Raw genomic sequence first — 23,449 nt, 5'->3', positions numbered from 1 at the left:
AGATTCAGGAGAATAACAGGATAGAAGCAGAAAAGTCTGTATACAACGCAGCTTTTTAGCTTCTATCCTGTTTTGACTTATAAGTTGGCTTTACCGGAGACAGAAGATTTATTTAAAAGAAGCAAAGAAATTTGTTCTCCTGCCATGGTAATTCCGACACCTGCGGCTACCAGAAGACCGCCCCAAAAGGTAATCGCAGAAAAACCTTTCCGTGTGATCAGATCCAGCAATATTCCAGTAAAAATCTGTCCGGAAAAGGTTAAAAGTGTAAGCCGGAAGGCAGGTATTTTGGGGACTGTCACATTAAAAAGAAGAACTGTGACAACTCCCAGGATTCCTCCAAAGTAGATCCAGATGTGGGCTGAAGGAATAAAATTATCAAATATGGGTTCTTTTCTTCCTAAAAGGAAGAGCAGGATCAGTGTTACGGGAAGACCTGCCAGATGATTGATAAAGGATCCTTTTAAAGCTCCGGTCCGTTTCGATAAGCCTGCATTGACGGTACGGGAGAGTACCACAGTAATTCCGCTTAAAAGAGAAATAAGAACCGGAAAAGCTGTTCCATAGAAAGAGTGGCTCAGCATGACGGCAATGCCAAGAAAGGCCAGTACCAGCCCGGCCAGTGTATGCTTTTTGGGCGGATATGCCGTCATTCCAAAGAGACCCAGCCAATCTATAACAAGGGAAGCGATTGCCTGTCCCAGAAGTCCTAAGGCAATTATTCCTGTTATACTGATTTTTCCAAAAGCAAAATTGCTGAATGCAGTAGTCAGCACACCGATCATTCCTCCGGTGTACAGCCAATATGGAATTTTTTCGGCCTTTTTACGGCTTTGGGAAGGAAGAATCTTAAGCAGAAAAAATGCAAATAAGACCCCAACCACATGAATGATAACAGCTGCTCCAAATACACCGTACTGTGCGGTAAGACCTCCATTGACAGCAATCATGAAAGTTATGACTGTGCCGGCAAGCAGTGAGAGAAAATTATACATAATATTACCTCCGTTTTCGGTTTTAAGGATACCACAGCCCGTTGACAAAGCAGTATGACATATGTCATACTTTCAAAAAAAGATAAGGAGGCCAATGAAGATGAATATCACAGAGCAGCGGATAAAACGTCTGATTTCACATTTTCATTTGTCAGACATGGATCTTGACGATTCCGTTGTACTTCGGTTTATGCCGGGGGAACTAATTCTGCAGGAAGGCAGGGATATGGAATATTTCCTTCTGGTGGTTTCAGGAAAAGCAAAAGTCTGCTCTGCGTCTGCAGATGGAAAAGATTTTCTGCTTTGCTATTATATCTCTGAAGGGATTATAGGAGATGTGGAGTTAATGACGGGTTCGCATATAGCAAATGCCACCATCCGTGCTGTAACTGAGTTTATCTGCATTGGGCTTCCATATAGAAAATACGAAGAAAAACTAAAACAAAATCTTCTTTTTGTCAATGATATAGGAAGAGAACTGGCGTCAAAGCTGTTAAGAAGTTCTAAGAAGAGTGTGATTACAGCTCTTCATTCCTGTGAAGAACGGCTGTGTGCGTATATTCTGTTTACGGAGCAGGAAGGATTTTTTCTGGAAACGCTGGCAGACACGGCTAAGTCCATTGGAGCAAGTTACCGTCAGACATTTCGTATTATAAATACGCTTTGCAGGGACGGTGTAATAAGAAAGGAAGACAGGGTTTACCGGATTGTTGACCGTGGAGAGCTTTTGTCCCGCACTCCGGATTTTTATCTGGAGTGAGGGATAAAGATCTGGTCAGTCTAAATAAACAGGAACCGGCTGATCTACAGTCATTGAGTTTTCCGTAACCTGACAGTCATATGCCAGGATATGGACTCCTGCTGCATCGGCTTTTTGCAGCGCTTTTTTCAGTTCCGGCTGGGTTCTTTCATTGGGAGAGAAGCCCGTCATTCCCTTCATCTGGATTAGAAAGAGAAGATACGCTTCATATCCGTCTTTTTTAGCATGAATCAGCTCTTCAATATGCTTGATTCCCCGGATTGTGGGGGCATCCGGAAAAAGAGCGCGGTTATGTTCCTCTAAAGTTACGCCTTTTACCTCCATGAATGCGGGGATATGTCTTATATTTCCAGATTCTTCTTTTTCAATTAACTGGAAAGCCAGGTCAAAACGAGACTGACCATAGGTGACTTCTCTTTTGATTTCACAGACAGATCCACAGCCAAGGAGCCACTCATATGCGGCCAGATTGGGAGCCTGGGAATCCATATTGATTAACAGAGTATCCCCTTCCCTCATTTTAAAGACCCCGATCAGAGAATATTCTGTTTTTCTGCCGAGGACAGAAGCTTCCGGATGATACTGAAGGAGTACTGTGGCACCCGGCAGTAAAAGCTCTTTGCACCGGCCTGTATTTTTTACGTGACATACCACGGTATTTCCCTTTGATTCTCCTGTTAATATCTGAACATAAGCTATGAAACGGTTGGGCCGGTTAATAAAACTGCCCTTTACAATATATGAATAGTTCAATGAAACAGCTCTCCTTTCTGTAGTTCTCACAGTATCTTATCACATCATCACAGGAGTTGCAAACTTCAAAGAGTGTCCATTGCACAAAAACATATGTCCGCAATAAGAAAACTTTTTTGCTGTTTTTTCTTGCACCTGGGATTAAAGTGTGCTACAATGCTGGCAAGGTTTTTTTGATTCATACTTATTAAGAGAGAGCAGGAAAGGAACGCGATACCATGGAATTATCCTATCAGAGTACCAGAGGCAGAGAGGCCAATGTGACGGCTTCCCAGGCGATTTTAAAAGGGCTGGCAGCAGACGGCGGATTGTTTATGCCATGCTTTATCCCCAGGCTTGACAAGACCATGAAAGAACTTTCTACATTGACATATCAGGAAACTGCTTATGAAGTTATGAAGCTGTTCCTTACCGATTATACAGAGGAGGAATTAAAAACTTGTATAAACTGTGCATATGACAGCAAGTTTGATACCGAAGAGATTGCTCCGATTTCAAAAGCAGACGGTGCATACTATCTGGAACTATACCATGGCAGTACCATAGCATTTAAAGATATGGCGCTTTCCATACTTCCTCATCTGATGACTGTTGCTGCAAAGAAGAATCAGGTAAAGAATAAGATTGTGATACTGACTGCTACCTCAGGCGATACGGGAAAAGCAGCCATGGCTGGTTTTGCGGACGTAGAAGGAACCGAGATCATCGTCTTTTATCCAAAAAACGGAGTGAGCCGTGTCCAGGAACTTCAGATGGTAACCCAGAAGGGTAAGAATACCCATGTTGCGGCAATACACGGGAACTTTGACGATGCGCAGACTGGTGTGAAAAAAATCTTTGGTGACAGGGACTTTGCTGCTCAGCTGGAGGAGATGGGATATCAGCTTTCTTCTGCCAATTCCATTAACATCGGAAGACTTGTGCCGCAGGTGGTATATTATGTGTATGCGTATGGAAAACTGCTTTCAGGGGAAGAGATATCAGAGGGAGAGCGGATTAATGTGGTTGTTCCGACTGGTAACTTTGGTAATATTTTAGCCGCTTATCTTGCAAAACAGATGGGAGTGCCTATTGATAAATTAATCTGTGCTTCCAATGAGAACAAAGTCCTTTATGATTTCTTCCAGTCAGGGACCTATGACAGAAACAGGGAATTCATTCTTACCAGTTCTCCTTCCATGGATATCCTGATATCCAGTAACTTAGAACGTCTCATTTATTTAAGCACCGGATGCAATGCTAAGAAAAATGCAGAACTTATGAAAGAGCTGGGGGAAACCGGCAGCTATACGGTTACACCGGATATGAGAAAGTTTATGGAAGACTTTGTTGGTGGATTTGCAGGAGAAGCAGAAAATCAAAGAACAATAAAAGCGCTGTTTGACTGCACCGGATATCTGATTGATACTCATACAGGCGTTGCTGCCTCTGTTTATCATCAGTATAAAGAACGGACAAAAGATGAGACCAGAACAGTTATTGCCTCCACAGCCAGTCCATATAAGTTTTCCGGAAATGTTCTAGAAGCTTTGGAAGGTAAGAAATCTGAAGAAGATGAATTTAAGATTATTGATCGTTTATCAGAGGTATCAGGAACTGATATACCGCAGGCAGTTGAAGAGATCCGCACCGCACCGGTTCTTCATCAGACCGAGTGCAGCCGGGATTCAATGAAAGAGGCTGTTATGGGCTTTTTAGATTAACGTAAAGTTCCTGAAAGTAAATGTAACTTTGTTATAAAAAATACAATCTTGTAAAAAATAGCCTTTCCAAATATCGGGAAATGGTATATAATGAAAAAATGTAAGTCAATAAAAAATATGGAGGTCTGTGATATGTTAGTTTCAGCAAAAGAGATGCTTGAAAAAGCAAGAGATGGAAAATACGCTGTTGGACAGTTCAACATCAACAACCTTGAGTGGACAAAAGCTGTTTTACTGACAGCCGAAGAACTGAAATCTCCGGTTATTCTGGGAGTTTCCGAAGGCGCTGGCAAATACATGACAGGTTATAAAACGGTAACAGCTATGGTTAAGGCCATGATCGAAGAATTAAAGATCAGCGTACCGGTAGCACTTCATCTGGATCACGGTTCTTATGAAGGTTGTTATAAGTGCATTGAGGCTGGTTTCTCATCAATTATGTTTGATGGTTCCCATTACCCAATCGCAGAGAATGTGGAAAAGACAACAGAGCTTGTAAAGGTTTGCAATGAAAAGGGCATTTCCATTGAAGCGGAAGTTGGTTCCATCGGCGGCGAGGAAGACGGCGTAGTTGGTATGGGTGAGTGTGCAGATCCGAATGAGTGCAAGCAGATCGCTGATTTAGGCGTAACCATGCTGGCAGCAGGAATTGGAAATATTCACGGCAAATATCCGGCAAACTGGGCAGGCTTAAGCTTTGATACTCTTGCAGCTGTAAAAGATAAAGTAGGCGATATGCCTCTGGTTCTTCACGGAGGGACAGGCATTCCGGAAGATCAGATTAAAAAGGCTATCAGCCTTGGCGTAGCTAAGATCAATGTGAATACAGAATGTCAGCTTACATTTGCAGAAGCGACCCGTAAATATATTGAAGCAGGCAAAGATTTAGAGGGTAAGGGATTTGATCCACGTAAGCTTCTTGCGCCAGGTACAGAAGCCATTAAGGCAACTGTAAAAGAAAAGATGGAATTATTCGGTTCCATTGGAAAAGCATAGAAAACATATTAAAATTAATATTTTTTTCTAAAAGTACTTGATTTTTTTAGGAAAATGGTTTATTTTAATTAAGAACGATGGCGTTCTCCTTATGACAGGAGGGCGCCTTTTCTGATTTATGCGCATATTCAGATAATGAGGAGACTAAAAAAAACAATTAGACTTAATTTTATTAAGTGGAAATTAATATGAGAGGATGGATAATTTATGAGCGAAGTTGTGAATGTAGCCGAGCTGTTCGGTAAGAATGTTTTTAACGAGACCGTTATGAGAGAGCGTCTGCCAAAAAGCGTATTCAAAAAATTAAAGAAAACCATTGAAGACGGTGCAGAACTGGATCCTTCTATTGCTGATGTTGTAGCTCACGCAATGAAAGATTGGGCAATTGAGAGAGGCGCTACTCACTATACACACTGGTTCCAGCCGCTTACAGGCATTACTGCCGAGAAGCATGATTCCTTCATCTCCTCTCCTACATCAGAAGGAAAGGTTATCATGGAGTTTTCCGGAAAAGAACTTGTAAAAGGCGAGCCTGATGCCTCCTCCTTCCCTTCCGGTGGGTTAAGAGCAACTTTTGAAGCAAGAGGATATACTGCATGGGATTGCACCTCTCCAGCATTTTTAAGAGAAGATGCCATCGGCGTAACTCTTTGCATTCCAACTGCCTTCTGCTCTTATACAGGAGAAGCGCTCGATAAAAAGACTCCTCTCTTAAGATCAATGGAAGCAGTTGATGAGCAGGCTTTAAGAATCTTAAGACTGTTTGGTAATACCACATCCAAGAGAGTAACACCTTCTGTTGGACCGGAACAGGAATATTTCCTGGTTGATCATGAAAAATATTTACAGAGAAAAGATTTAATTTACTCCGGAAGAACCTTATTCGGTGCAATGCCTCCAAAGGGTCAGGAACTGGAAGACCATTACTTTGGTTCCATTCGTGAAAGAATTGCAGCGTATATGAAGGAAGTAAATGAAGAACTCTGGAAACTTGGAGTACCTGCAAAAACCCAGCATAATGAAGTTGCACCTGCACAGCATGAGCTGGCACCAATTTATGAACAGTCCAACGTAGCAGTTGATCACAATCAGCTGGTTATGGAGACTTTAAAGAAGGTGGCAGGCCGTCACGGATTAAACTGTCTGCTTCATGAGAAACCATTTGCAGGCGTGAATGGTTCCGGTAAGCACAACAACTGGTCCTTAACCAGTGATGACGGCATTAACTTATTAAACCCTGGAGAGACACCACATGAAAATATTCAGTTCTTACTGGTATTATCCTGTATCTTAAAGGCAGTTGATAAGCATGCAGAACTTCTCCGTCAGTCTGCAGCAGATGTTGGTAACGATCACAGACTGGGTGCAAACGAGGCACCGCCTGCAATCATCTCCGTTTTCATCGGCGAGCAGTTGGAGGATGTAGTAGACCAGCTTTGCAGCACAGGTGAGGCAACTCACTCCAAGTCCGGCGGTACGCTAAAGACAGGCGTTAAGACGCTGCCAGACTTATTCAAAGATGCAACTGACAGAAACAGAACTTCACCATTTGCATTTACAGGCAATAAATTTGAATTCCGTATGGTAGGTTCTTCTGATTCCATCTCATCACCTAACGTTGTATTAAATACCATTACAGCAGAGGCATTTAAGGAAGCAGCAGATATACTTGAGAAAGCAGAAGACTTTGATACGGCTGTACATGATATGATTAAAGAGCAGCTGGCAGCACATAGGAGAGTAATTTTCAACGGCAATGGTTATTCAGATGCATGGGTAGTAGAAGCTGAGAGAAGAGGACTTCCTAATATTAAATCAATGGTTGATGCAATTCCTGCACTTACCACCGACGCATCTATCAGCATGTTTGAGGAGTTCAAGGTATTTACTAAGGCTGAGTTGGAATCCCGCGTTGAGATTGAATATGAGTCCTATTCAAAGGCTATTAATATTGAAGCAAGAACTATGATTGATATGGCTGGCAAACAGCTCATTCCGTCAGTTATAAAATATACAACAGTTCTTGCAGATTCTCTTAGTAAGGTAAAAACAGCATGTCCGACTGCAGATACCAGCGTACAGGAAGAGCTTTTGACTGAGGTAAGCGCATATCTGTCTGATATGAAGGTAGCACTTTCCGCTTTGGTTGATATCGCTGACAAGTGTGCAGCAATCGGAGAGAACAAAGAGCAGGCTGCTGCTTACCACAACGAAGTAGTTCCTGCTATGGCAGCACTTCGTGATCCGGCAGATAAGCTGGAGATGATTGTGGATAAGGATTTCTGGCCGCTTCCAAGCTACGGCGATCTGATATTTGAAGTATAATAAACAATGAATACAGGCTGTAAAGCCAGATACGGTTAATCCGTCTGGGCTTTGCAGCCTTTTTCCTTATTCTTAAGTAGATTTCCTTTTATAGATCTGCTAAAATAGAAAAAACAAGAAAAGAAGGCAGATATTATGGAAACCATGACTTATGTAACAACCATATTGGAAAAAATTGTGAATATCCCAAGTCCCAGCGGCTATACCAGACAAGTGCAAAAAGCAGTAGAGGAGGAGGCAGCAGGGTTTGGATATGACACCTGTTATAATAAAAAAGGCGGCTTAATCATTGAAGTTCCGGGAGAAGAGAAGGCGGTTTTAGGCTTATCCGCTCATGTTGATACCCTGGGAGCCATGGTGCGATCTATTACCTCAAAGGGAATGCTCATTATAATTCCTGTGGGCGGATTTATGATGGAGTCGATAGAAGGCATGTATTGCAAAGTCCATACCAGAACCGGGAAGACCTATACCGGTACGATTCTGACCAGGGAGCCGTCAGTTCATACCTATGACGATGCCAGAACTTTGGAGAGAAAACCAAAGAATATGGAAGTACGTCTGGATGAGATGGTTGACAGCGAAGAAGATGTAAGAAAGCTGGAGATTGCTCCTGGTGATTACTTGAGCTTTGATCCCATGTTTGTACATACCAACAGCGGCTATATCAAATCCCGTCATTTAGATGACAAAGCTTCAGTCGCAGTTCTTTTAGGCGTTTTAAAGGATATAAAAGAATCTGGAATAAAACCCAGAAAGACTTTAAAGATTGTGATCAGCAACTATGAAGAGGTTGGTTTTGGTGCCAGTTGGATACCGGAGGATATTGAAGAATTTATTGCTGTGGATATGGGAGCACTTGGAGATGATTTATCAGGAGATGAACGTAAGGTATCGATCTGCGCCCTTGATTCATCCGGACCCTATGATTACGAGATGACAAACCGCCTCATCGCTCTTGCAAAAGAAAAGAATATAGACTACGCAGTAGATGTGTTCCCTCATTATGGTTCAGATGCAGGAGCTGCAATACGCGGAGGTCACAACATCAGGGCTGCATTGATTGGACAGGGGGTACATGCTTCCCATGGAACAGAACGGACGCATGTAAAAGGAATGGAGCAGACGTTAAAGCTTGTTGAGGCCTATATAGAAGTGATTTAATACTTAAAATAAGAGGGCTGTTGTAACACTAACTTGATTGTCAGTGTTACAACAGCCCTCAATACCTCTTTAGCCTTCAATGGAGATGTAATTATTTTGCTCAATCTCATTTTTCTTGTTTTTGGGAACAGACAGCTTAAGAATTCCATTCTCAAATTTAGCATGGATATCTTCTTCTTTCAGACCATTCCCAACATAGAAACTGCGGCTCATGCTACCGGAATAACGTTCTCTGCGGATATAGCGGCCATTCTGGTCCTTTTCCTCTTTGTTCTCTGCTTTTGCAGCAGTTATAGTTAAATAACCCTCTGAAAGACGGGCTTTGATATCCTCTTTTTTAAAACCTGGAAGATCGATATCCAGTTCATAGCCGTTATCAACTTCCCGTACATCTGTTTTCATAGTTTCTTTCGTTCCGAAAAAGGAACGGTCAAACGGAAAATCCATCCAGTTACTCAATAAGTTATCTCCAAAAATACTAGGCATCATCATAGGTCATATCTCCTTTCCTCAAAAAAAATGTTTAATTGTTATATGTGTAATATAACACGCATTTTCAGCACTGTCAACAGGTGAGTGCTAATTTTATAAAAAGTTTAGAATAGGCAACAGGTAATTTCTTTCAAAATAATGAATTTGGTAGTAAGTTTGATTGTTTTTATGATATAATCATACCCAGACTAAAACAATTGATTCTTAGAGGTAAATAATGAAACCACATGCATTTGCAATCTGCGCTTACAGGGATTCTCCTTATTTGGAATCCTGTATCCGATCTATTATGACCCAGAGTACGGAATCCGATGTTATACTATGTACTTCAACGCCCAGTTCCTATATAAGTGGACTGGCAGACAAGTATGGGATTTCTCTTTTTATCAGGCATGAAAAAAGCAACATTAGGGATGACTGGAATTTCGCCTATTACATGGCAGACGCCGTATTTGTAACAATCGCCCATCAGGATGATCTTTATCAGAAGGATTATGTGAAGAAGCTTCTGGATTGTTACAGAATGTATCCGGACATGACTTTGTTTACAGGCGGTTATACCGTATTAAAAAAGGACAGGCCTTCAGTACTTGAGCCGGTTGAATTGATTAAACGGATTTTGCGTCTGCCTTTGCGCCTGCGCTCTATCAGTCATTTATCCTGGGTAAAAAAAAGTGCCCTGCTTTTTGGAAATTCCATCTGCTGTCCTGCCTGTGCATATAATAAAGAACAACTGGGGGAACCTCTTTTTACCTCCCCTTATCATTTTGCCCTGGACTGGGATACGCTCTTTAAGCTGTCTAAGCTGCCCGGCCGCTTTATTTGTGTGGAGAGACCGCTTCTTTCCTACCGGGTTCATGAGGCGGCGGCGACAAAGGCGGCGATAGAAGACAACAGCCGTTTAAAGGAAGAGACGGAGATGTTTAGAAAGATGTGGCCGGAACCGGTTGTTAAGGTGCTGATGCATTTTTACCGTAAGGCTTATCACGAATATGAATAAAGGAATGTCAGGAGGAAGCAGTGCAATGAAGGTGGTATTATTAGCAGGAGGTTTTGGGACCAGAATCAGTGAAGAGAGCCATTTAAAACCAAAGCCAATGATTGAAATAGGTGAAAAGCCAATTTTATGGCATATAATGAAATATTATTCCCAATTTGGATTCCATGATTTTGTGATCTGTCTGGGATACAAGCAGTACGTGGTAAAAGAATTTTTTGCAGATTATTTTCTGCATACCTCAGATGTAACATTTGATCTTGCCAACAACAGCATGGAGGTACATAATAATTATTCAGAACCGTGGAAGGTGACACTTGTGGATACGGGACTGAACACCATGACTGGAGGGCGGGTGAAACGTATTCAGCCCTACATCGGAGACGAACCCTTTATGCTTACCTACGGTGACGGGGTCTGTGATGTGGATTTAAATGAGCTTTTAAAGTTCCATGAAAATCATGGAAAGACAGCAACCATGACAACGGTTAACATTGCCCAGCTAAAGGGTGTGTTAGACATTGATGAGGGGGATGTTGTCCGTTCATTCAGAGAAAAGGATGAGACAGATGCAAGCCTGATCAACGGTGGCTTTATGGTACTCAATCCGGAGATTTTCTCTTATCTGGAAGACGATTCCACAGTACTGGAGCAGAGACCTTTGCAGAGACTGGCAGAAGAAGGGCAGCTCATGAGCTTCCACCATACCGGTTTCTGGCAATGTATGGACACCCAGAGAGAGATGAAAAAACTAGAAGATTTATGGCAGTCAGGGAATGCGCCCTGGAAGATATGGGAGAATTAATATGGAGAACAGAACAAAGGACCGATGGAAGGAATTTTCTGAATTTTATAATGGAAAGAGAGTACTTCTTACCGGGCATACCGGTTTTAAAGGAGCGTGGCTTAGCCGTATGCTGTTAAAAGCTGGTGCTAAGGTAACCGGTTATTCACTTCAGTCACCAACCGATCCTGCTCTGTTTGAAGTAGCAGGGTTATCCGGGCAGATGAATTCTGTAATTGGGGATATCAGGGATCTAGAACATTTAAAAAATGTTTTTCAGGATACAAAACCGGAAATTGTATTTCATCTGGCGGCGCAGCCCATTGTAAGAGATTCCTATAAAGACCCGGTTTACACTTATGAGACCAATGTGATGGGTACGGTCAATCTCTTAGAGTGCGTCCGACTTACCGAGACCGTCCGGTCTTTTCTTAATGTAACAACTGACAAGGTATATGAGAATAAGGAATGGGAATACGGTTACCGGGAAAGTGATCCTTTGGATGGCTATGATCCTTACTCCAACAGTAAATCCTGTTCTGAGCTGGTGACTCACAGTTATGCCAAATCTTTTTTTTCCGGCAGAGGAACGGCGATTTCCACTTCAAGGGCTGGCAACGTCATAGGAGGCGGAGATTTTGCTAATGACAGAATCATTCCGGACTGTATCCGTTCTGCCATTAAAAATCAGGAAATTATTTTAAGAAATCCTGATTCCACAAGACCTTATCAGCATGTTTTAGAGCCGTTGGCTGTTTATATGACCATCGCCATGAAACAGTATGAGGATTCCTCTTACCAGGGATACTATAATGTTGGTCCTGATGATAAGGATTGTGTTACAACCGGCGAATTAACCAATCTGTTCTGCGAGGCATGGGGACAGGGGATTACATGGTCCGCTAAACCGGATGAAGGCCCCCATGAAGCGAACTTTTTAAAGCTGGACTGCTCGAAGATAAAGAGGGTGTTCGGCTGGACTCCCAGATATGGAGTGAAGGAAGCTGTTAATAAGACTGTGGAATGGACCAGAGAGTATCTGGCCGGATCGGATATGATAACTGTGATGGACCGGCAGATTGGCGAATTCTTTAATTAATAGTGTAAGAGAGGAAATTTATTCTATGATCAATAATAAAACAGAAAAAGAAGCAAGGGAAGAAATTCTGGCACTTGTAAAGGAATACTGTGATACTTATCACAATCAGAAGAAACCTTTTGAAGATGGTGACAGAATCCCCTATGCTTCCAGAGTATATGACAGTAAGGAAATGGTCAATCTGGTAGACAGCTCTTTGGAGTTCTGGCTTACCTCCGGCCGCTATACGGATGAATTTGAAAAGAAATTTTCTAAATATTTAAATGTAAGGTTCTGTTCTCTGGTTAATTCAGGATCCTCAGCCAATTTACTTGCATTTATGGCACTTACTTCTCCGCTTTTAAAGGAGCGTCAGATCAAAAGAGGAGATGAAGTGATTACTGTAGCAGCCGGATTCCCCACTACGGTGAATCCAGTAATTCAATATGGTGCAGTACCGGTTTTTGTTGATGTGACCATTCCCCAGTACAATATTGATGTGACGATGTTAGAAGCGGCGCGTTCTGATAAGACAAAGGCAGTTATGATCGCTCATACCCTGGGTAATCCATACGATTTATCTGCAGTTAAAGCGTTCTGCGATAAATATAATTTATGGCTTGTGGAAGACAACTGCGACGCACTTGGTACCGTTTATACAATAGATGGGGAAGAGCGTTTTTCGGGAACCATCGGAGATATTGGAACCTCCAGTTTTTACCCGCCTCACCATATGACAATGGGAGAGGGTGGTGCTGTATACACCAACGATTCCCTGTTAAACCGGATTATCCGTTCCTTCCGTGATTGGGGCCGTGACTGCGTATGCCCTTCCGGAACGGACAATTTGTGCGGGCACCGCTTTGACCGCCAGTATGGAGAGTTACCGCTTGGGTATGACCACAAGTACGTTTATTCTCATTTTGGTTATAATTTAAAGGCGACGGATATGCAGGCTTCTATTGGCTGTGCGCAGATTGAAAAATTCCCATCCTTTGTGGAACGCAGACGCCATAACTTCAGCCGTCTTTACGAAGCGCTGAAAGATACACAGGACAAGCTGATTCTTCCAGAACCCTGTCCTGGCTCAAAACCAAGCTGGTTTGGATTTCTTATAACATGTAAAGAAGGCGTTGACAGGAACCAGCTGGTTCAGTACGTGGAATCAAAAGGTGTTCAGACCAGAATGCTCTTTGCAGGAAATTTAACCAAGCATCCCTGCTTCAATCAGATGCGGGAGTCAGGCAGTGGATACAGGATTGTGGGTCATTTAAAGAATACGGACCGGATTATGGAGGATACCTTCTGGATTGGTGTTTATCCGGGCATGACAGATGACATGATTGACTATATGGCAAAAACCATAAAGGAAGGCTTAAACCAGCAGGCTTAGGCATCGTTTTTCTGTCTCAGTCAGAATGGAGGAATTATGAAGGAGTATGATCTGACAAAGGTGCATCAGGCAAACCTGAAGATTCTAAAAGAGATAGACCGGATTTGCAGGAAGCATGGGATTCAATACTTACTGGATTCAGGAACTCTTCTGGGTGCTGTAAGGCATAAGGGATTTATTCCGTGGGATGACGATGCAGATGTGGCATTTACACGTCCTGATTATCAGACCTTTCTGCAGGTAGTGAGATCGGAACTTCCGGATGATATGGAGCTTCTCGAACCAAAGGATCTGCGGGGAGGGAAGGCCTTTTATGATTTTACAGCCAGAATTATCTATAAGAAAAGCAGAACCCATGACAATACAGATGAAATGAAGTATTATGAAGGCAGATTAAATCATCTTTGGGTGGATTTATTTACCATAGATGAGCTGCCCCAAAACAAATTGTCATCAACCGTCACTTTATTGCTTCATACTGTGATATATGGTCTTGCCATGGGTCACAGATATAAGGTTGATTTAAAAAAATACAGTCTGTTAAACGGAATATGCGTAGGCATTCTGGCATTGACAGGTAAGCTGATTCCCATGAACGTTTTAAGAAAGCTTCAGTACTGGGCGGCTGTCAAAGACCGGAAGGGAAAAAGCGGTCTGCGCTATTACAGTAATTATCAGCCTGATTATTTATATGTGACGTTAAAGAAAGAATGGTGTGAGGAAACCGTGGACCTGGAGTTTGAAGATACGAAATTGATGGCGCCAAAGGGGTGGCATGAAGTTCTTACCTGGATTTACGGAGATTATAAAAAACTTCCACCTGCGGAAAAACAGGTGCCCACTCACTCCAGCACGGAAATTCAGATTTATGAATAGAGAAAATGGCTGCTGCAACACTATATTGAACTCAAACAAGGAAATATGGAATTTTGGTGCAGATACTTTTGCTTCTGAACAGAGTATACAACGTAGAGTTGAAAACCAAATTAAGAGATTTAATGAAACAGCGACTAAAAGTGTAACTGATTATAAATTTTCGGATGATGGTACAATGACTATAAAGCCATGTTTCACTAAACCTAAACTTGTATTTAGCACAGATATTCTTTCACAAAAGGATTTGATTTTTTATTCCTCAATGTCAGATGATGAGATTTATAATTACTTATCAAAGGTTTATAATAAAAAGGTGCAAGATATAAATAATTCTAACATTAGATATAAAAATGATTTGGAACAGCAAAAACGGACTATTAAGCAAACAACAAGAGCGAAAGGAAAAGATTCAGATAGAGTGGTTATACATATCCTTTGATAGAAACTGATAATGGGAGATAAATACTTTTAACGATTACAATACTTTTTAAAAGCGAATATACAAAATTAATAGACTCTGCTAACGTTTAGTAGAGTCTATTAAATATATTATATGAGGACAAAGATTATGAATAAATTATACACAAAGGTTTCTGCTATTTTCTTAATTGTTTCAACAATATTTTTTCCTTACTATTGGTCTTTTAATGATAGATATGAAAAGGCGTTTGGTTTTCCATATAGGTATATTTATTTTGATGATATGAAAATATCATTTATCCGTTCTATGAATATTGATTTATCACATTTACTCATGGATTTTGTAATCGTTTATATATGTGTTTATGTTGGGGCAAGGATATTTAACTTTATAAAAAAAGTAGTTGACCGAGTTGCAAATAATAATCATTATAAAAAAAGGTAGACTTCAACTGTTTATTCCATTAGAAATGGGAGGCTTGATTCTCATAAATGAATCGTTTCATCTGTTTAGCTACATATTGGAGGAATTTTGCATTGCTCCTGATATGAGATTATAAAGATTTACCATTATTTTGCAACACTCCCTTTTCAGGATTGATTTAAATATTCCTTCGCATCCCGAAAGAAGCTGAAGATAATAAGAAGTATGATAATGCCGATGGGAAACGCAGCGATTATAGATACCGTCTGTAAGTTTGCCATTGAATTTTCTGAGAAAATAAGTGCAATTGGAAATAACATCAGAAGAATGGCCCAAAACAGCTTCACGTGCTTATGGGGTTCTTCGTTGTCAGGCAGCTCCCGATAGGAATAGGAAGAAGCAACCAGTGTCAGTGCATCGAAGGACGTTGCATAAAACGCAATCATGGTAACAGCCAGAAGCACCAGGCCCATCTTATAGTAAGGAAGCGTTTCAAGGATTGCCAGTATGGTCTGATAAAGATTCTGGGTTGACTGATAGATTCCCAGGACATCAAGGATTCCTTTCGTCTGCAGTGCAAGGCTGTAATTTCCTAATATAATAAAGGAAGTGAAGGTTCCGGAAAGACCAAAGAAATAACCGCCCAGAACCGTCTGCTTAATCGTGCGACCCTTGCTGATGGTACCGATGAAAAACGGAGTGGCCACACACCATACCATCCAATATGCCCAGTAAAAGATCGTCCAGTTCTGGGGAAAGGATGAAGTCCGCAGTGCATCAGTCCAAGTGGACAGGCCGATGAAATTCTGGGTAAGGTTTCCAATTGCTGTGATTCCTGTTTCAATGGTATATCTTGCCTGTCCGCCGCCTATAAGAACGTAAAGCAGAAGTCCGAAGAATAAATAAGTACAGGATTCAGCAAGCTTTGAAATTCCCTTCATTCCGAAATATACCGTAACAGTATATACAGCACAGATGATAACCAGTATTCCGATGGTAAGAAATCTGGATTCGGGCAGCCCGGTTACCCGGCTGACTGCCATGGAAAGCAGAGGCGTTGCCAGGGAAAACGTAGTGGCAGTCCCAGCCAGCAAAGCAAAAACAGCAATTAGATCAATCAGTTTTCCAGCAGGTCCGTCTACCAGTTTACCAAGGATTGGCCGGCATGCCTCAGAATATTTTTGCTTCGTCCGTTTTTTAACATGAAGCATAAAACCAAAGGCAACAGCAAGAACGAGATAAAAACTCCATGGAATAGGACCCCAGTGAAAGAGAGGATAGGTGGAAGCCCAGTCCTGTACGGAGCCTAGTTCCTTCATGTGAGGTTCCCCTGCATAAAGCAGCCATTCACAAAGGGAATAGAACAGGATATCGGCAGCAAGCCCTGCCGTAAACATCATGGCTCCCCATCTAAAATTAGAATACAGAGGTTTCTCACACTCTCCCAGCCTGATTGCTCCATATCGGGAAAATGCCATATAGAGGGAGCAGAAAAACGTAATCAGCCCGATAATCAGGTAGTAGCTGCCAAGCTCATCTCCCAGAAAGGAACGTATAGAGGTTAATACCGCTCCGGAGGCTTTGGGGTATGTAAGAAATAAAATGCATAATAAAACAATCCCTGCAAACGGTACCAGGGTAGTCATAATATCTAGTTTCTTTATCAATGATAAATTCTCTTTGTTGTTCATCTTATGGCTCCTTCGAAGTTCAAAAAATATATTTAAAACTCATTATTGAACATAATACCACGGACTATACAAAAATGCAAGGCTGAATCATATAAAATTATGACTTTAAAATTAAGTACAGGCATAAAAAAATAATTTGATATATTACATGGAATCTTAGGAAAAATAAGCCGTTAATGCCAGCAAAAAGTCTGATGAATTTGTGAAGATTTTCTGACTTTTTGCTGAAAGCACTACAAAAAAAAGTCTGGATCGGATATAATGGTGATGTTCATTAAGGAGGATATTATGATGAGGAACAAAGTGCTAATGATATTTGCCGTATCAGCCATACTTTTAACTGGCTGTACCCAGAGCCATATTCTTGCTGGAGGTGGTCCTGCGGAGCCTGTTTTTGAAACACAGCAGGGAATTGTACTGGACTGGACTCAGATTGGAAATGATATGGATGAAGAGTTTGTGGATAATGAGGCCTATCCTATGGCTCTCAGTGTCAACTACAGCATGGAGCCAAAGGAAAAGAGTCTTGATTTAACATTGGTTGTTAAAGAAGGAACGACTCCGGAAGAAGCGGTTACATTTGCAAATGCAGCGGTGCGATATTTGAATGATGTAGCGGCTGATCAGGATTTCAGCTATGAGAGATCAAGTGAGACCTCATATGGAGGTTTTTTTAAACAATATGATCTGCATTTGATTGTAATGCCGGATTATACTATGAATAAGAAGCAGTACTGGCTGGTTGATATGGATATTCCAAAAGGTTCTGACGAAAAAATTGTACCGAAAGAAGGTGCGGTTGTGATGGAAACAACGGCAGCTGACGATACAGAGCAAGCAGATGAGAGTGAAACAGAAACAGAAGCGGAGGAGACACAGGCTTCTAAGTAAAAACAGTTAAAAAAGCATGGAACAAAACGCGTCAGGCGCTATGTTCCATGCTTTTTTTAATCTACGGCAAGTCCGCTGTGATAGGAATAATTTCCCAGCTCTCGCAGAAGTTTGTTATGATCCAGGCTGTTTAATGGAACCGGAGAGGTCAATTCTTCGTTTAACCGGAAAAATACATTCCCGCATTTTGCCATAGACTGATGAAACAGTTCAGGGAAAGACGCTTTGGAGGCAAGTCTCCGGTCCCAGGGGTTACACCAGGTCTCATGATTCAGATTAAATGTGATCACAGGATCAGAGGTAATATCAGTAACCAGTTTCCGTGATGCAACAGGCGTTTTAAGGAACAGGGATTCCACAAATTCAATGCTGTTCTTCTTACGGCTGTTCGGGTCAGCCAGTGTCCGGCAGCCTAAACGCATCGCAAGGATGGAGCGTGATACCATGCGGGGGGTAACCTGATAATTATTGCGGTAATTCAGTGGATAGTAGGTATCATTAATACAGGTTGATAAAAAGCCGGAGATAAACTGCATCTCCTGGCCATTTAAGCAGATGGTAGCTGCCTGATTAAACTGGGATGGCTTTTTCTTTTTATAGATCATTAATAATAATGCATCAATATCATTCTCCAGCATGGCATGAAGCCCATGATAATAATTTCCGGAATTCTTAATATCGTATTCAATTCTTCCGTATACATAGGGGTGGCAGATGGAGTCTCCGATATAATGACAGAAGTAGCCACTCATATATGCGATGGCCTGTTCTCTCTGCTGCCTGGACTCGATGGAAGCAATGTGGTTCAAGCTGTTAACGAAGAAGCTGTTCACATGATTTTCATGCATATAGGAGCCTACGTTGCGGTAATCCCTGTGTCGGAGAATAGGGATATTATAGAAAAATATATCCGGACCCTGGAGACCGAGCTGATAGAGCCAGCGGTATTTGGAAATAATTCGTTTTAACGGAGTACCCGGCATAGTATTGTACGCCTTGACACCTAATAAGTAGTGGGTGGTAAAACCCGGCATATTGTTCACCTCGTATTTGTTGTAAATAGTACATCACATAATAAGATTATATCATAGTAAAATTAAATTTGTATAAAAATGAATGGAAATTTTCATACAATCCTCCCAGATGGAATATGTGATAAAGAGGACAATAAAGGAGTAATAGGAATGATTCATTACATACATGAACTGGTATGGGGCCCCTGGCTTTTGGTCCTGTTTCTGGGAATCGGAATCTTTTATACGGTAAAAACTGGTTTTTTTCAAATCAGAAAACTAACCTATTGGTGGAAACAGACTATCGGTAGTATACAGGAAGAAGAGGATGAGGAGAAAGGAGATGTAACGAAATTTCAGACGGCCTGCACTGCTTTGGCAGCTACCATAGGAACTGGCAATATCGTTGGTGTAGCTACTGCACTTACAGCGGGAGGTCCGGGAGCTATCTTCTGGATGTGGGTATCTGCGGGCATCGGTATGATGACAGGGTATGCGGAGACAATGTTAGGTATCCGCTACCGCTACAGGGATCAGAATGGGGCATGGATCTGCGGTCCCATGGTCTATCTGGAAAGAGGATTAAAGCTACCGGTACTGGGAATGATATACAGCTTTCTCTGCATCATGGTATCACTTGGTATGGGAAGTATGGTCCAGTCCAATTCCATTGCGGAAACAATGAAATATTCCTTTCAGGTTCCAACTGCGTTAGCCGGAATTTTACTGACCGGCCTGGTTTTACTCGTCGTTTTAGGAGGAATCAGCCGGATCGCCTTCGTATCGGAACGAATGATACCTTTGGCTTCCGGAATTTATATGTTGTTTTCCATGGTTGTTATTATGTCCTGTTATGATAAAATTCCATATATTTTTCAAATTATTTTTAAGGATGCGTTCCGGCCTGTTTCCGTTTTTTCAGGAGCTGCCGGATTTGGAATCAGCAAAAGTCTTCAATACGGCATTTCCCGCGGAGTCTTTTCCAATGAAGCGGGCCTTGGCAGCATGGCGGTTTTACACGGAGCAGCGGAGAATACGACACCGGAAAAACAGGGAATGTGGGCGATGTTTGAAGTGTTTTTTGATACCGTTATTATCTGTACCATGACAGCATTTGTCATACTATGTATGACAGAAGGAGATGCAGCCGGATCCGGTTATGACGGTGCAGCACTCACTGCGTACAGCTTTTCTAAACGTCTGGGCGGTCTTGGAGAATATGTGGTCTCCGGCTCCATGCTGGTGTTTGCATTTGCCACCATCATAGCCTGGTACTATCTTGGAAAGCAGGCAGCGGGCTATCTGGCAGAAAGTCTGAAAAAACGAAATTGTCTCTATCTGCTGCAGCGGATATTAAGAGGAAAGATCTATACTGTTCTTTATCTGTGCGCGGTATTTGTGGGATGCCTGGCGAAGCTTGAAACAGTCTGGGAATTTTCCGATATCTGGAATGGGCTTATGGCAGTTCCTAATATAATTGCGCTTATATTTCTTATGAAGGAAGTGAGAGTTCCGCAGTAGTGTATAATATGGGAAAACTCATATTCTTTTCCATCGGCTGCAAAACTAGTGGTACAATTTTGATTCAGAAAAATGTTGTAGGTTGAACGATTGAGATGACTGGTGATATCATATGGACAGAAGATTAAGAAAGTGGTGAAGCCAATGGTACTCTAAGCATATTATGACAAAATTACATATTAAGAGGAGGTTCCAAAATGTGTACAAGTTTTGCAGTATACAGTAAAGAAAAGGCTATTTACGGTATGAATTTCGATACTGATGATATTGATTTAAAACTAAAAGTCTATAGTTATAATGATATAAACTTATTTTACTTTTCAAGCTTAATGGATAACAAATACAGGGATATCGCTGGTTTTAATAGTGAGGGTCTTTTTATCTGTACTCAAGCAGTAGAATATAGTCCTGGTTTTAAATCAAATTGTGACGAAAATGATTGGTTTGCTTTTGACTCTTTTGATGAGGCGCTAAAGAAAACAAGAAAAGCATCTGAATTTTTTGAAATTCTTAATAAAAGAGTACTCTCGTATCCTAGAAATCCATTATTCCCCGATTTAGGGCTACATACTATTATCGCTGATAAAACTGGTGATGCATTTATTCTGGAAGAAGGTAATGAAACAAATATAGTAACGCCAATTCATAAGGATTTTATTATTATGACTAATTTTCCAAATGGGGATTTTAAGGAAGTAAAATATAATAAAGTGTATGGTATAGGTGCAGATCGATATATTTGTGCTCATGAATATATTGATAATAATATTCATAGCTTTGGAATAAATGAAGCCTTTGAAGTTTTAAGTAAAACTAGTCAGGAGAATACTCTGTGTTCAATAGTATATGAACCAATAAAAAATGAAATTTATATTAGTTTTAAAAAAGATTTAAGCAAAAAATGGAAAATCTCAATTACCGATAAAACAATCCAATCATTGGATGGATTCTTAAGCAATAATATAATTGAAATTACAAATGAAGAAATATGCGTGAATGACCTTATTAGCTTATATAAGTGAAAACCATGGCGATTTCTGAATAACAGGGCTATGTGCTTACATAGCCTCTTTTTGTTTGGGTATAATAAGGTTGTATTTTTATTTAAGGAGGTGAAGCACTATGACAACTATCAAGATACACAATAGATTAATACATGAAAAAAGTCCATATCTTCTACAGCACGCATACAATCCGGTTAACTGGTATCCGTGGTGTGAAGAGGCATTTACAAAAGCAAAGAAAGAAGAAAAACCCATATTCTTATCTATCGGCTATTCTACCTGTCACTGGTGCCATGTCATGGCTCACGAATCCTTTGAAGATCAGGAGGCAGCCGACGTTTTAAATGAAAATTATGTTTCAATTAAAGTGGACCGTGAGGAACGTCCTGATATTGATTCTGTATATATGTCGGTTTGTCAGGCACTCACAGGATCAGGCGGCTGGCCGCTTACCATCATTATGACTCCGGACCAGAAGCCCTTTTATGCTGCCACTTATTTACCCAAACATACAAGATGGGGGAATACCGGGCTGATAGAGGTCTTAAATGCCATTAGCGGGCTATGGCATAATGACAGGAATAAGGTATTTCAGGCAGGAGAGGAAATCACACGCTACTTAAATGAAGAAAAAGACAGCGGGTCAGATGATTTTAAACCCGACAGAAAACTGTTTTTCACTGCGGTACAACAGCTGAAGAGCTCCTATGATGAAACCTGGGGCGGTTTTGGCGGTGCACCCAAATTCCCCATGGCTCATAATCTGATATTTCTGTTGCGTCATTCCTTTTTTGAACAGGACCAGACAGTTCGCACGATATGTGAATCAACCTTAAGACATATGTACAGGGGTGGGATCTATGATCATATTGGCGGCGGTTTTTCCCGTTATTCCACCGATGAAAAATGGCTGGTTCCCCATTTTGAAAAAATGCTGTATGACAATGCACTTCTTTCTTATGCCTATCTGGAAGCTTACGGGCTTACCGGTGAGTCATTTTACAAAGAAGCAGCCAGAGGAATTCTCGGTTATGTAATGGAATCTCTTGTAGATAAAGAAGGGGGATTTTATTGCGGAGAGGATGCTGACAGTGAAGGCGTGGAAGGAAAGTTTTATGTATTTGGAAAAGATGAAATCATAAAAGTATTAAAAGAAGATGCGCCATTCTTCTGCCAGTGGTTTGGAGTTACAGCAGAGGGCAATTTTGAAGGAAAAAACATTCCAAATCTTATACAAAATGAAGAATACGAGAAAAAGGGTGAGAAAATAAGCAGGCTGTGCAGTATACTCTATGATTACCGGCTGCTAAGAACCGTACTTCATAAGGATGATAAAATTCTGACCTCCTGGAATGGACTTATGATTGCAGGCATGGCAAAAGCGTATCAGCTTCTTGAAGAGGACGAATATTTACAGGCTGCCAGAAATGCCCAGATTTTTATAGAAGAAAAGCTCACAGACAAGGACGGCAGGCTGTTTATCCGTTACCGGGACAAAGAAGCCGGACATGATGGGCAGCTGGATGATTATGCATTTTATGCATTTGGTCTTTTAGAGATGTACCAGGCATGTTTTGAGGTTTCATACCTTGAAAAAGCGGTAAAAATCTGTGAGAAGATGATTCCTCTTTTTTTTGATGATAAAAATGGAGGACTCTATATGTATGCACATGACGGGGAAAAGCTGATCAGCCGACCCAAGGAGCTTTATGACGGAGCACTGCCATCTGGAAATTCCGTTGCTGCTTATGTTATTGGTAAGCTTTACCACTTAACCGGTGAGATAAAATGGCAGGAGATTTTAAATAAGCAGCTAAGTTGGCTGGGAAAAGAAGCAGAACGCAGCCCTGCAAACCACTGTTTTTGCCTGCTGGCATTTCAGATGGTTCTCTATCCAGCCGCACAGATTGTTGCAGTATCTCCGGAAAGGGGAATAGAGAGAGAACTTCTCAGCTTAAAAAAAGAGGTTTTAGCGGGAATTGATCTTATACTCAAAACTCCGGAGAACGAAGAACGGTTGTCACTCATTGCTCCATTTACAAAAGACTACCCTGCAGATTCCGTAAAAAGCCAGTTTTACCTCTGTAAAAATGGGACCTGTTTAAAACCAGTGGAGCGTATTGACGAATTAAAAGAAGCAATCAGGGCCGTACCATCATAAATCAGCCT

Annotated in this window: 21 protein-coding genes; 16 read left to right on the top strand and 5 right to left on the bottom strand. The window is 41.3% G+C overall.

The annotated features are described in order from the left end of the window. Window positions 1–77: 77 nt before the first annotated feature. Window positions 78–995, bottom strand: a complete 918-nt coding sequence (locus tag RZO55_RS13545; RefSeq protein ID WP_318064805.1) for a DMT family transporter — start codon at window positions 993–995, stop codon at window positions 78–80. Window positions 996–1,095: 100 nt separating this feature from the next. On the opposite strand from RZO55_RS13545, the gene RZO55_RS13540 reads away from it, so the two are divergent. Then, the gene (locus RZO55_RS13540) at window positions 1,096–1,755 is read left to right on the top strand and encodes a cyclic nucleotide-binding domain-containing protein (RefSeq protein WP_318064804.1); all 660 of its coding nucleotides are present in this window, start codon (window positions 1,096–1,098) and stop codon (window positions 1,753–1,755) included. Between the two features lie 15 nt (window positions 1,756–1,770). Here the strand turns inward: RZO55_RS13540 and sfsA are convergent, their stop codons facing one another. Continuing rightward, window positions 1,771–2,508, bottom strand: a complete 738-nt coding sequence (gene sfsA, locus RZO55_RS13535) for a DNA/RNA nuclease SfsA (protein ID WP_318064803.1) — start codon at window positions 2,506–2,508, stop codon at window positions 1,771–1,773. A gap of 218 nt (window positions 2,509–2,726) precedes the next feature. Between sfsA and thrC the strand changes: the two genes are divergently transcribed. The 4 genes from thrC to RZO55_RS13515 all read left to right on the top strand — a co-directional run bounded on the left by thrC (window position 2,727) and on the right by RZO55_RS13515 (window position 8,696). Next, entirely contained in the window at window positions 2,727–4,211 is a 1,485-nt protein-coding gene (gene thrC, locus RZO55_RS13530; RefSeq protein ID WP_318064802.1) for a threonine synthase, read from the top strand. A gap of 132 nt (window positions 4,212–4,343) precedes the next feature. Then, a complete protein-coding gene (gene fba / locus RZO55_RS13525) occupies window positions 4,344–5,207 on the top strand; it encodes a class II fructose-1,6-bisphosphate aldolase (RefSeq protein WP_318064801.1) in 864 nt (287 codons plus the stop codon). Between the two features lie 207 nt (window positions 5,208–5,414). Next, window positions 5,415–7,532: a glutamine synthetase III family protein gene (locus tag RZO55_RS13520; protein ID WP_318064800.1), complete on the top strand. Its 2,118-nt coding sequence runs from the start codon at window positions 5,415–5,417 to the stop codon at window positions 7,530–7,532. A gap of 135 nt (window positions 7,533–7,667) precedes the next feature. Next, window positions 7,668–8,696: a M42 family metallopeptidase gene (locus RZO55_RS13515; RefSeq protein ID WP_318064799.1), complete on the top strand. Its 1,029-nt coding sequence runs from the start codon at window positions 7,668–7,670 to the stop codon at window positions 8,694–8,696. A gap of 69 nt (window positions 8,697–8,765) precedes the next feature. On the opposite strand, the gene RZO55_RS13510 is transcribed toward RZO55_RS13515, so the two are convergent. After that, a complete protein-coding gene (locus tag RZO55_RS13510; RefSeq protein WP_318064798.1) occupies window positions 8,766–9,188 on the bottom strand; it encodes an Hsp20/alpha crystallin family protein in 423 nt (140 codons plus the stop codon). A gap of 217 nt (window positions 9,189–9,405) precedes the next feature. Here RZO55_RS13510 and RZO55_RS13505 point away from each other — a divergent pair, with 217 nt between their 5' ends. The 7 genes from RZO55_RS13505 to RZO55_RS13475 all read left to right on the top strand — a co-directional run bounded on the left by RZO55_RS13505 (window position 9,406) and on the right by RZO55_RS13475 (window position 15,181). Then, window positions 9,406–10,188, top strand: coding sequence for a glycosyltransferase family A protein (locus RZO55_RS13505; protein WP_336624295.1), 783 nt, complete (start codon window positions 9,406–9,408; stop codon window positions 10,186–10,188). Window positions 10,189–10,213: 25 nt separating this feature from the next. Beyond that, complete coding sequence (gene rfbF, locus RZO55_RS13500) at window positions 10,214–10,990, top strand: glucose-1-phosphate cytidylyltransferase (protein ID WP_318064797.1); 777 nt, start codon at window positions 10,214–10,216, stop codon at window positions 10,988–10,990. A 1-nt stretch (window position 10,991) separates the two neighbouring features. Further along, window positions 10,992–12,068, top strand: coding sequence for a CDP-glucose 4,6-dehydratase (rfbG, locus tag RZO55_RS13495; RefSeq protein WP_318064796.1), 1,077 nt, complete (start codon window positions 10,992–10,994; stop codon window positions 12,066–12,068). A 25-nt stretch (window positions 12,069–12,093) separates the two neighbouring features. Then, window positions 12,094–13,440 (top strand): lipopolysaccharide biosynthesis protein RfbH, encoded by a 1,347-nt coding sequence (rfbH, locus tag RZO55_RS13490; protein WP_318064795.1) that lies wholly within the window; start codon window positions 12,094–12,096, stop codon window positions 13,438–13,440. Between the two features lie 36 nt (window positions 13,441–13,476). Further along, window positions 13,477–14,316 carry a LicD family protein gene (locus RZO55_RS13485; protein ID WP_318064794.1) on the top strand — a complete coding sequence of 280 codons (840 nt, stop codon included), beginning with the start codon at window positions 13,477–13,479 and terminating at the stop codon, window positions 14,314–14,316. Next, entirely contained in the window at window positions 14,309–14,755 is a 447-nt protein-coding gene (locus tag RZO55_RS13480; RefSeq protein ID WP_318064793.1) for a hypothetical protein, read from the top strand. The genes RZO55_RS13485 and RZO55_RS13480 overlap by 8 nt, the downstream gene beginning before the upstream one ends. Window positions 14,756–14,884: 129 nt before the next feature. Then, the gene (locus tag RZO55_RS13475) at window positions 14,885–15,181 is read left to right on the top strand and encodes a hypothetical protein (RefSeq protein WP_318064792.1); all 297 of its coding nucleotides are present in this window, start codon (window positions 14,885–14,887) and stop codon (window positions 15,179–15,181) included. A 146-nt stretch (window positions 15,182–15,327) separates the two neighbouring features. On the opposite strand, the gene RZO55_RS13470 is transcribed toward RZO55_RS13475, so the two are convergent. Further along, window positions 15,328–16,851, bottom strand: coding sequence for a BCCT family transporter (locus RZO55_RS13470; RefSeq protein ID WP_318064791.1), 1,524 nt, complete (start codon window positions 16,849–16,851; stop codon window positions 15,328–15,330). 288 nt (window positions 16,852–17,139) lie between these two features. Between RZO55_RS13470 and RZO55_RS13465 the strand changes: the two genes are divergently transcribed. Continuing rightward, window positions 17,140–17,742: a hypothetical protein gene (locus RZO55_RS13465; protein WP_318064790.1), complete on the top strand. Its 603-nt coding sequence runs from the start codon at window positions 17,140–17,142 to the stop codon at window positions 17,740–17,742. Window positions 17,743–17,798: 56 nt separating this feature from the next. Here RZO55_RS13465 and RZO55_RS13460 read toward each other — a convergent pair whose 3' ends face one another. Next, window positions 17,799–18,776, bottom strand: a complete 978-nt coding sequence (locus RZO55_RS13460; RefSeq protein ID WP_318064789.1) for a zinc dependent phospholipase C family protein — start codon at window positions 18,774–18,776, stop codon at window positions 17,799–17,801. 150 nt (window positions 18,777–18,926) lie between these two features. Here RZO55_RS13460 and RZO55_RS13455 point away from each other — a divergent pair, with 150 nt between their 5' ends. The 3 genes from RZO55_RS13455 to RZO55_RS13445 all read left to right on the top strand — a co-directional run bounded on the left by RZO55_RS13455 (window position 18,927) and on the right by RZO55_RS13445 (window position 23,441). Next, window positions 18,927–20,276, top strand: coding sequence for an alanine/glycine:cation symporter family protein (locus RZO55_RS13455; RefSeq protein WP_318064788.1), 1,350 nt, complete (start codon window positions 18,927–18,929; stop codon window positions 20,274–20,276). A gap of 197 nt (window positions 20,277–20,473) precedes the next feature. Next, window positions 20,474–21,298 carry an Ntn hydrolase family protein gene (locus RZO55_RS13450; protein ID WP_318064787.1) on the top strand — a complete coding sequence of 275 codons (825 nt, stop codon included), beginning with the start codon at window positions 20,474–20,476 and terminating at the stop codon, window positions 21,296–21,298. A gap of 100 nt (window positions 21,299–21,398) precedes the next feature. Further along, complete coding sequence (locus RZO55_RS13445) at window positions 21,399–23,441, top strand: thioredoxin domain-containing protein (protein WP_318064786.1); 2,043 nt, start codon at window positions 21,399–21,401, stop codon at window positions 23,439–23,441. The last annotated feature ends 8 nt before the right edge of the window (window positions 23,442–23,449 follow it).

Source organism: Clostridium boliviensis (assembly GCF_033342255.1).
In the GTDB taxonomy this organism is placed as follows: Bacteria; Bacillota; Clostridia; order Lachnospirales; family Lachnospiraceae; genus Lacrimispora; species Lacrimispora boliviensis.
The sequence above is the reverse complement of the archived record's forward strand: the minus strand, read 5'-3'. Positions and strand labels throughout refer to the sequence as shown.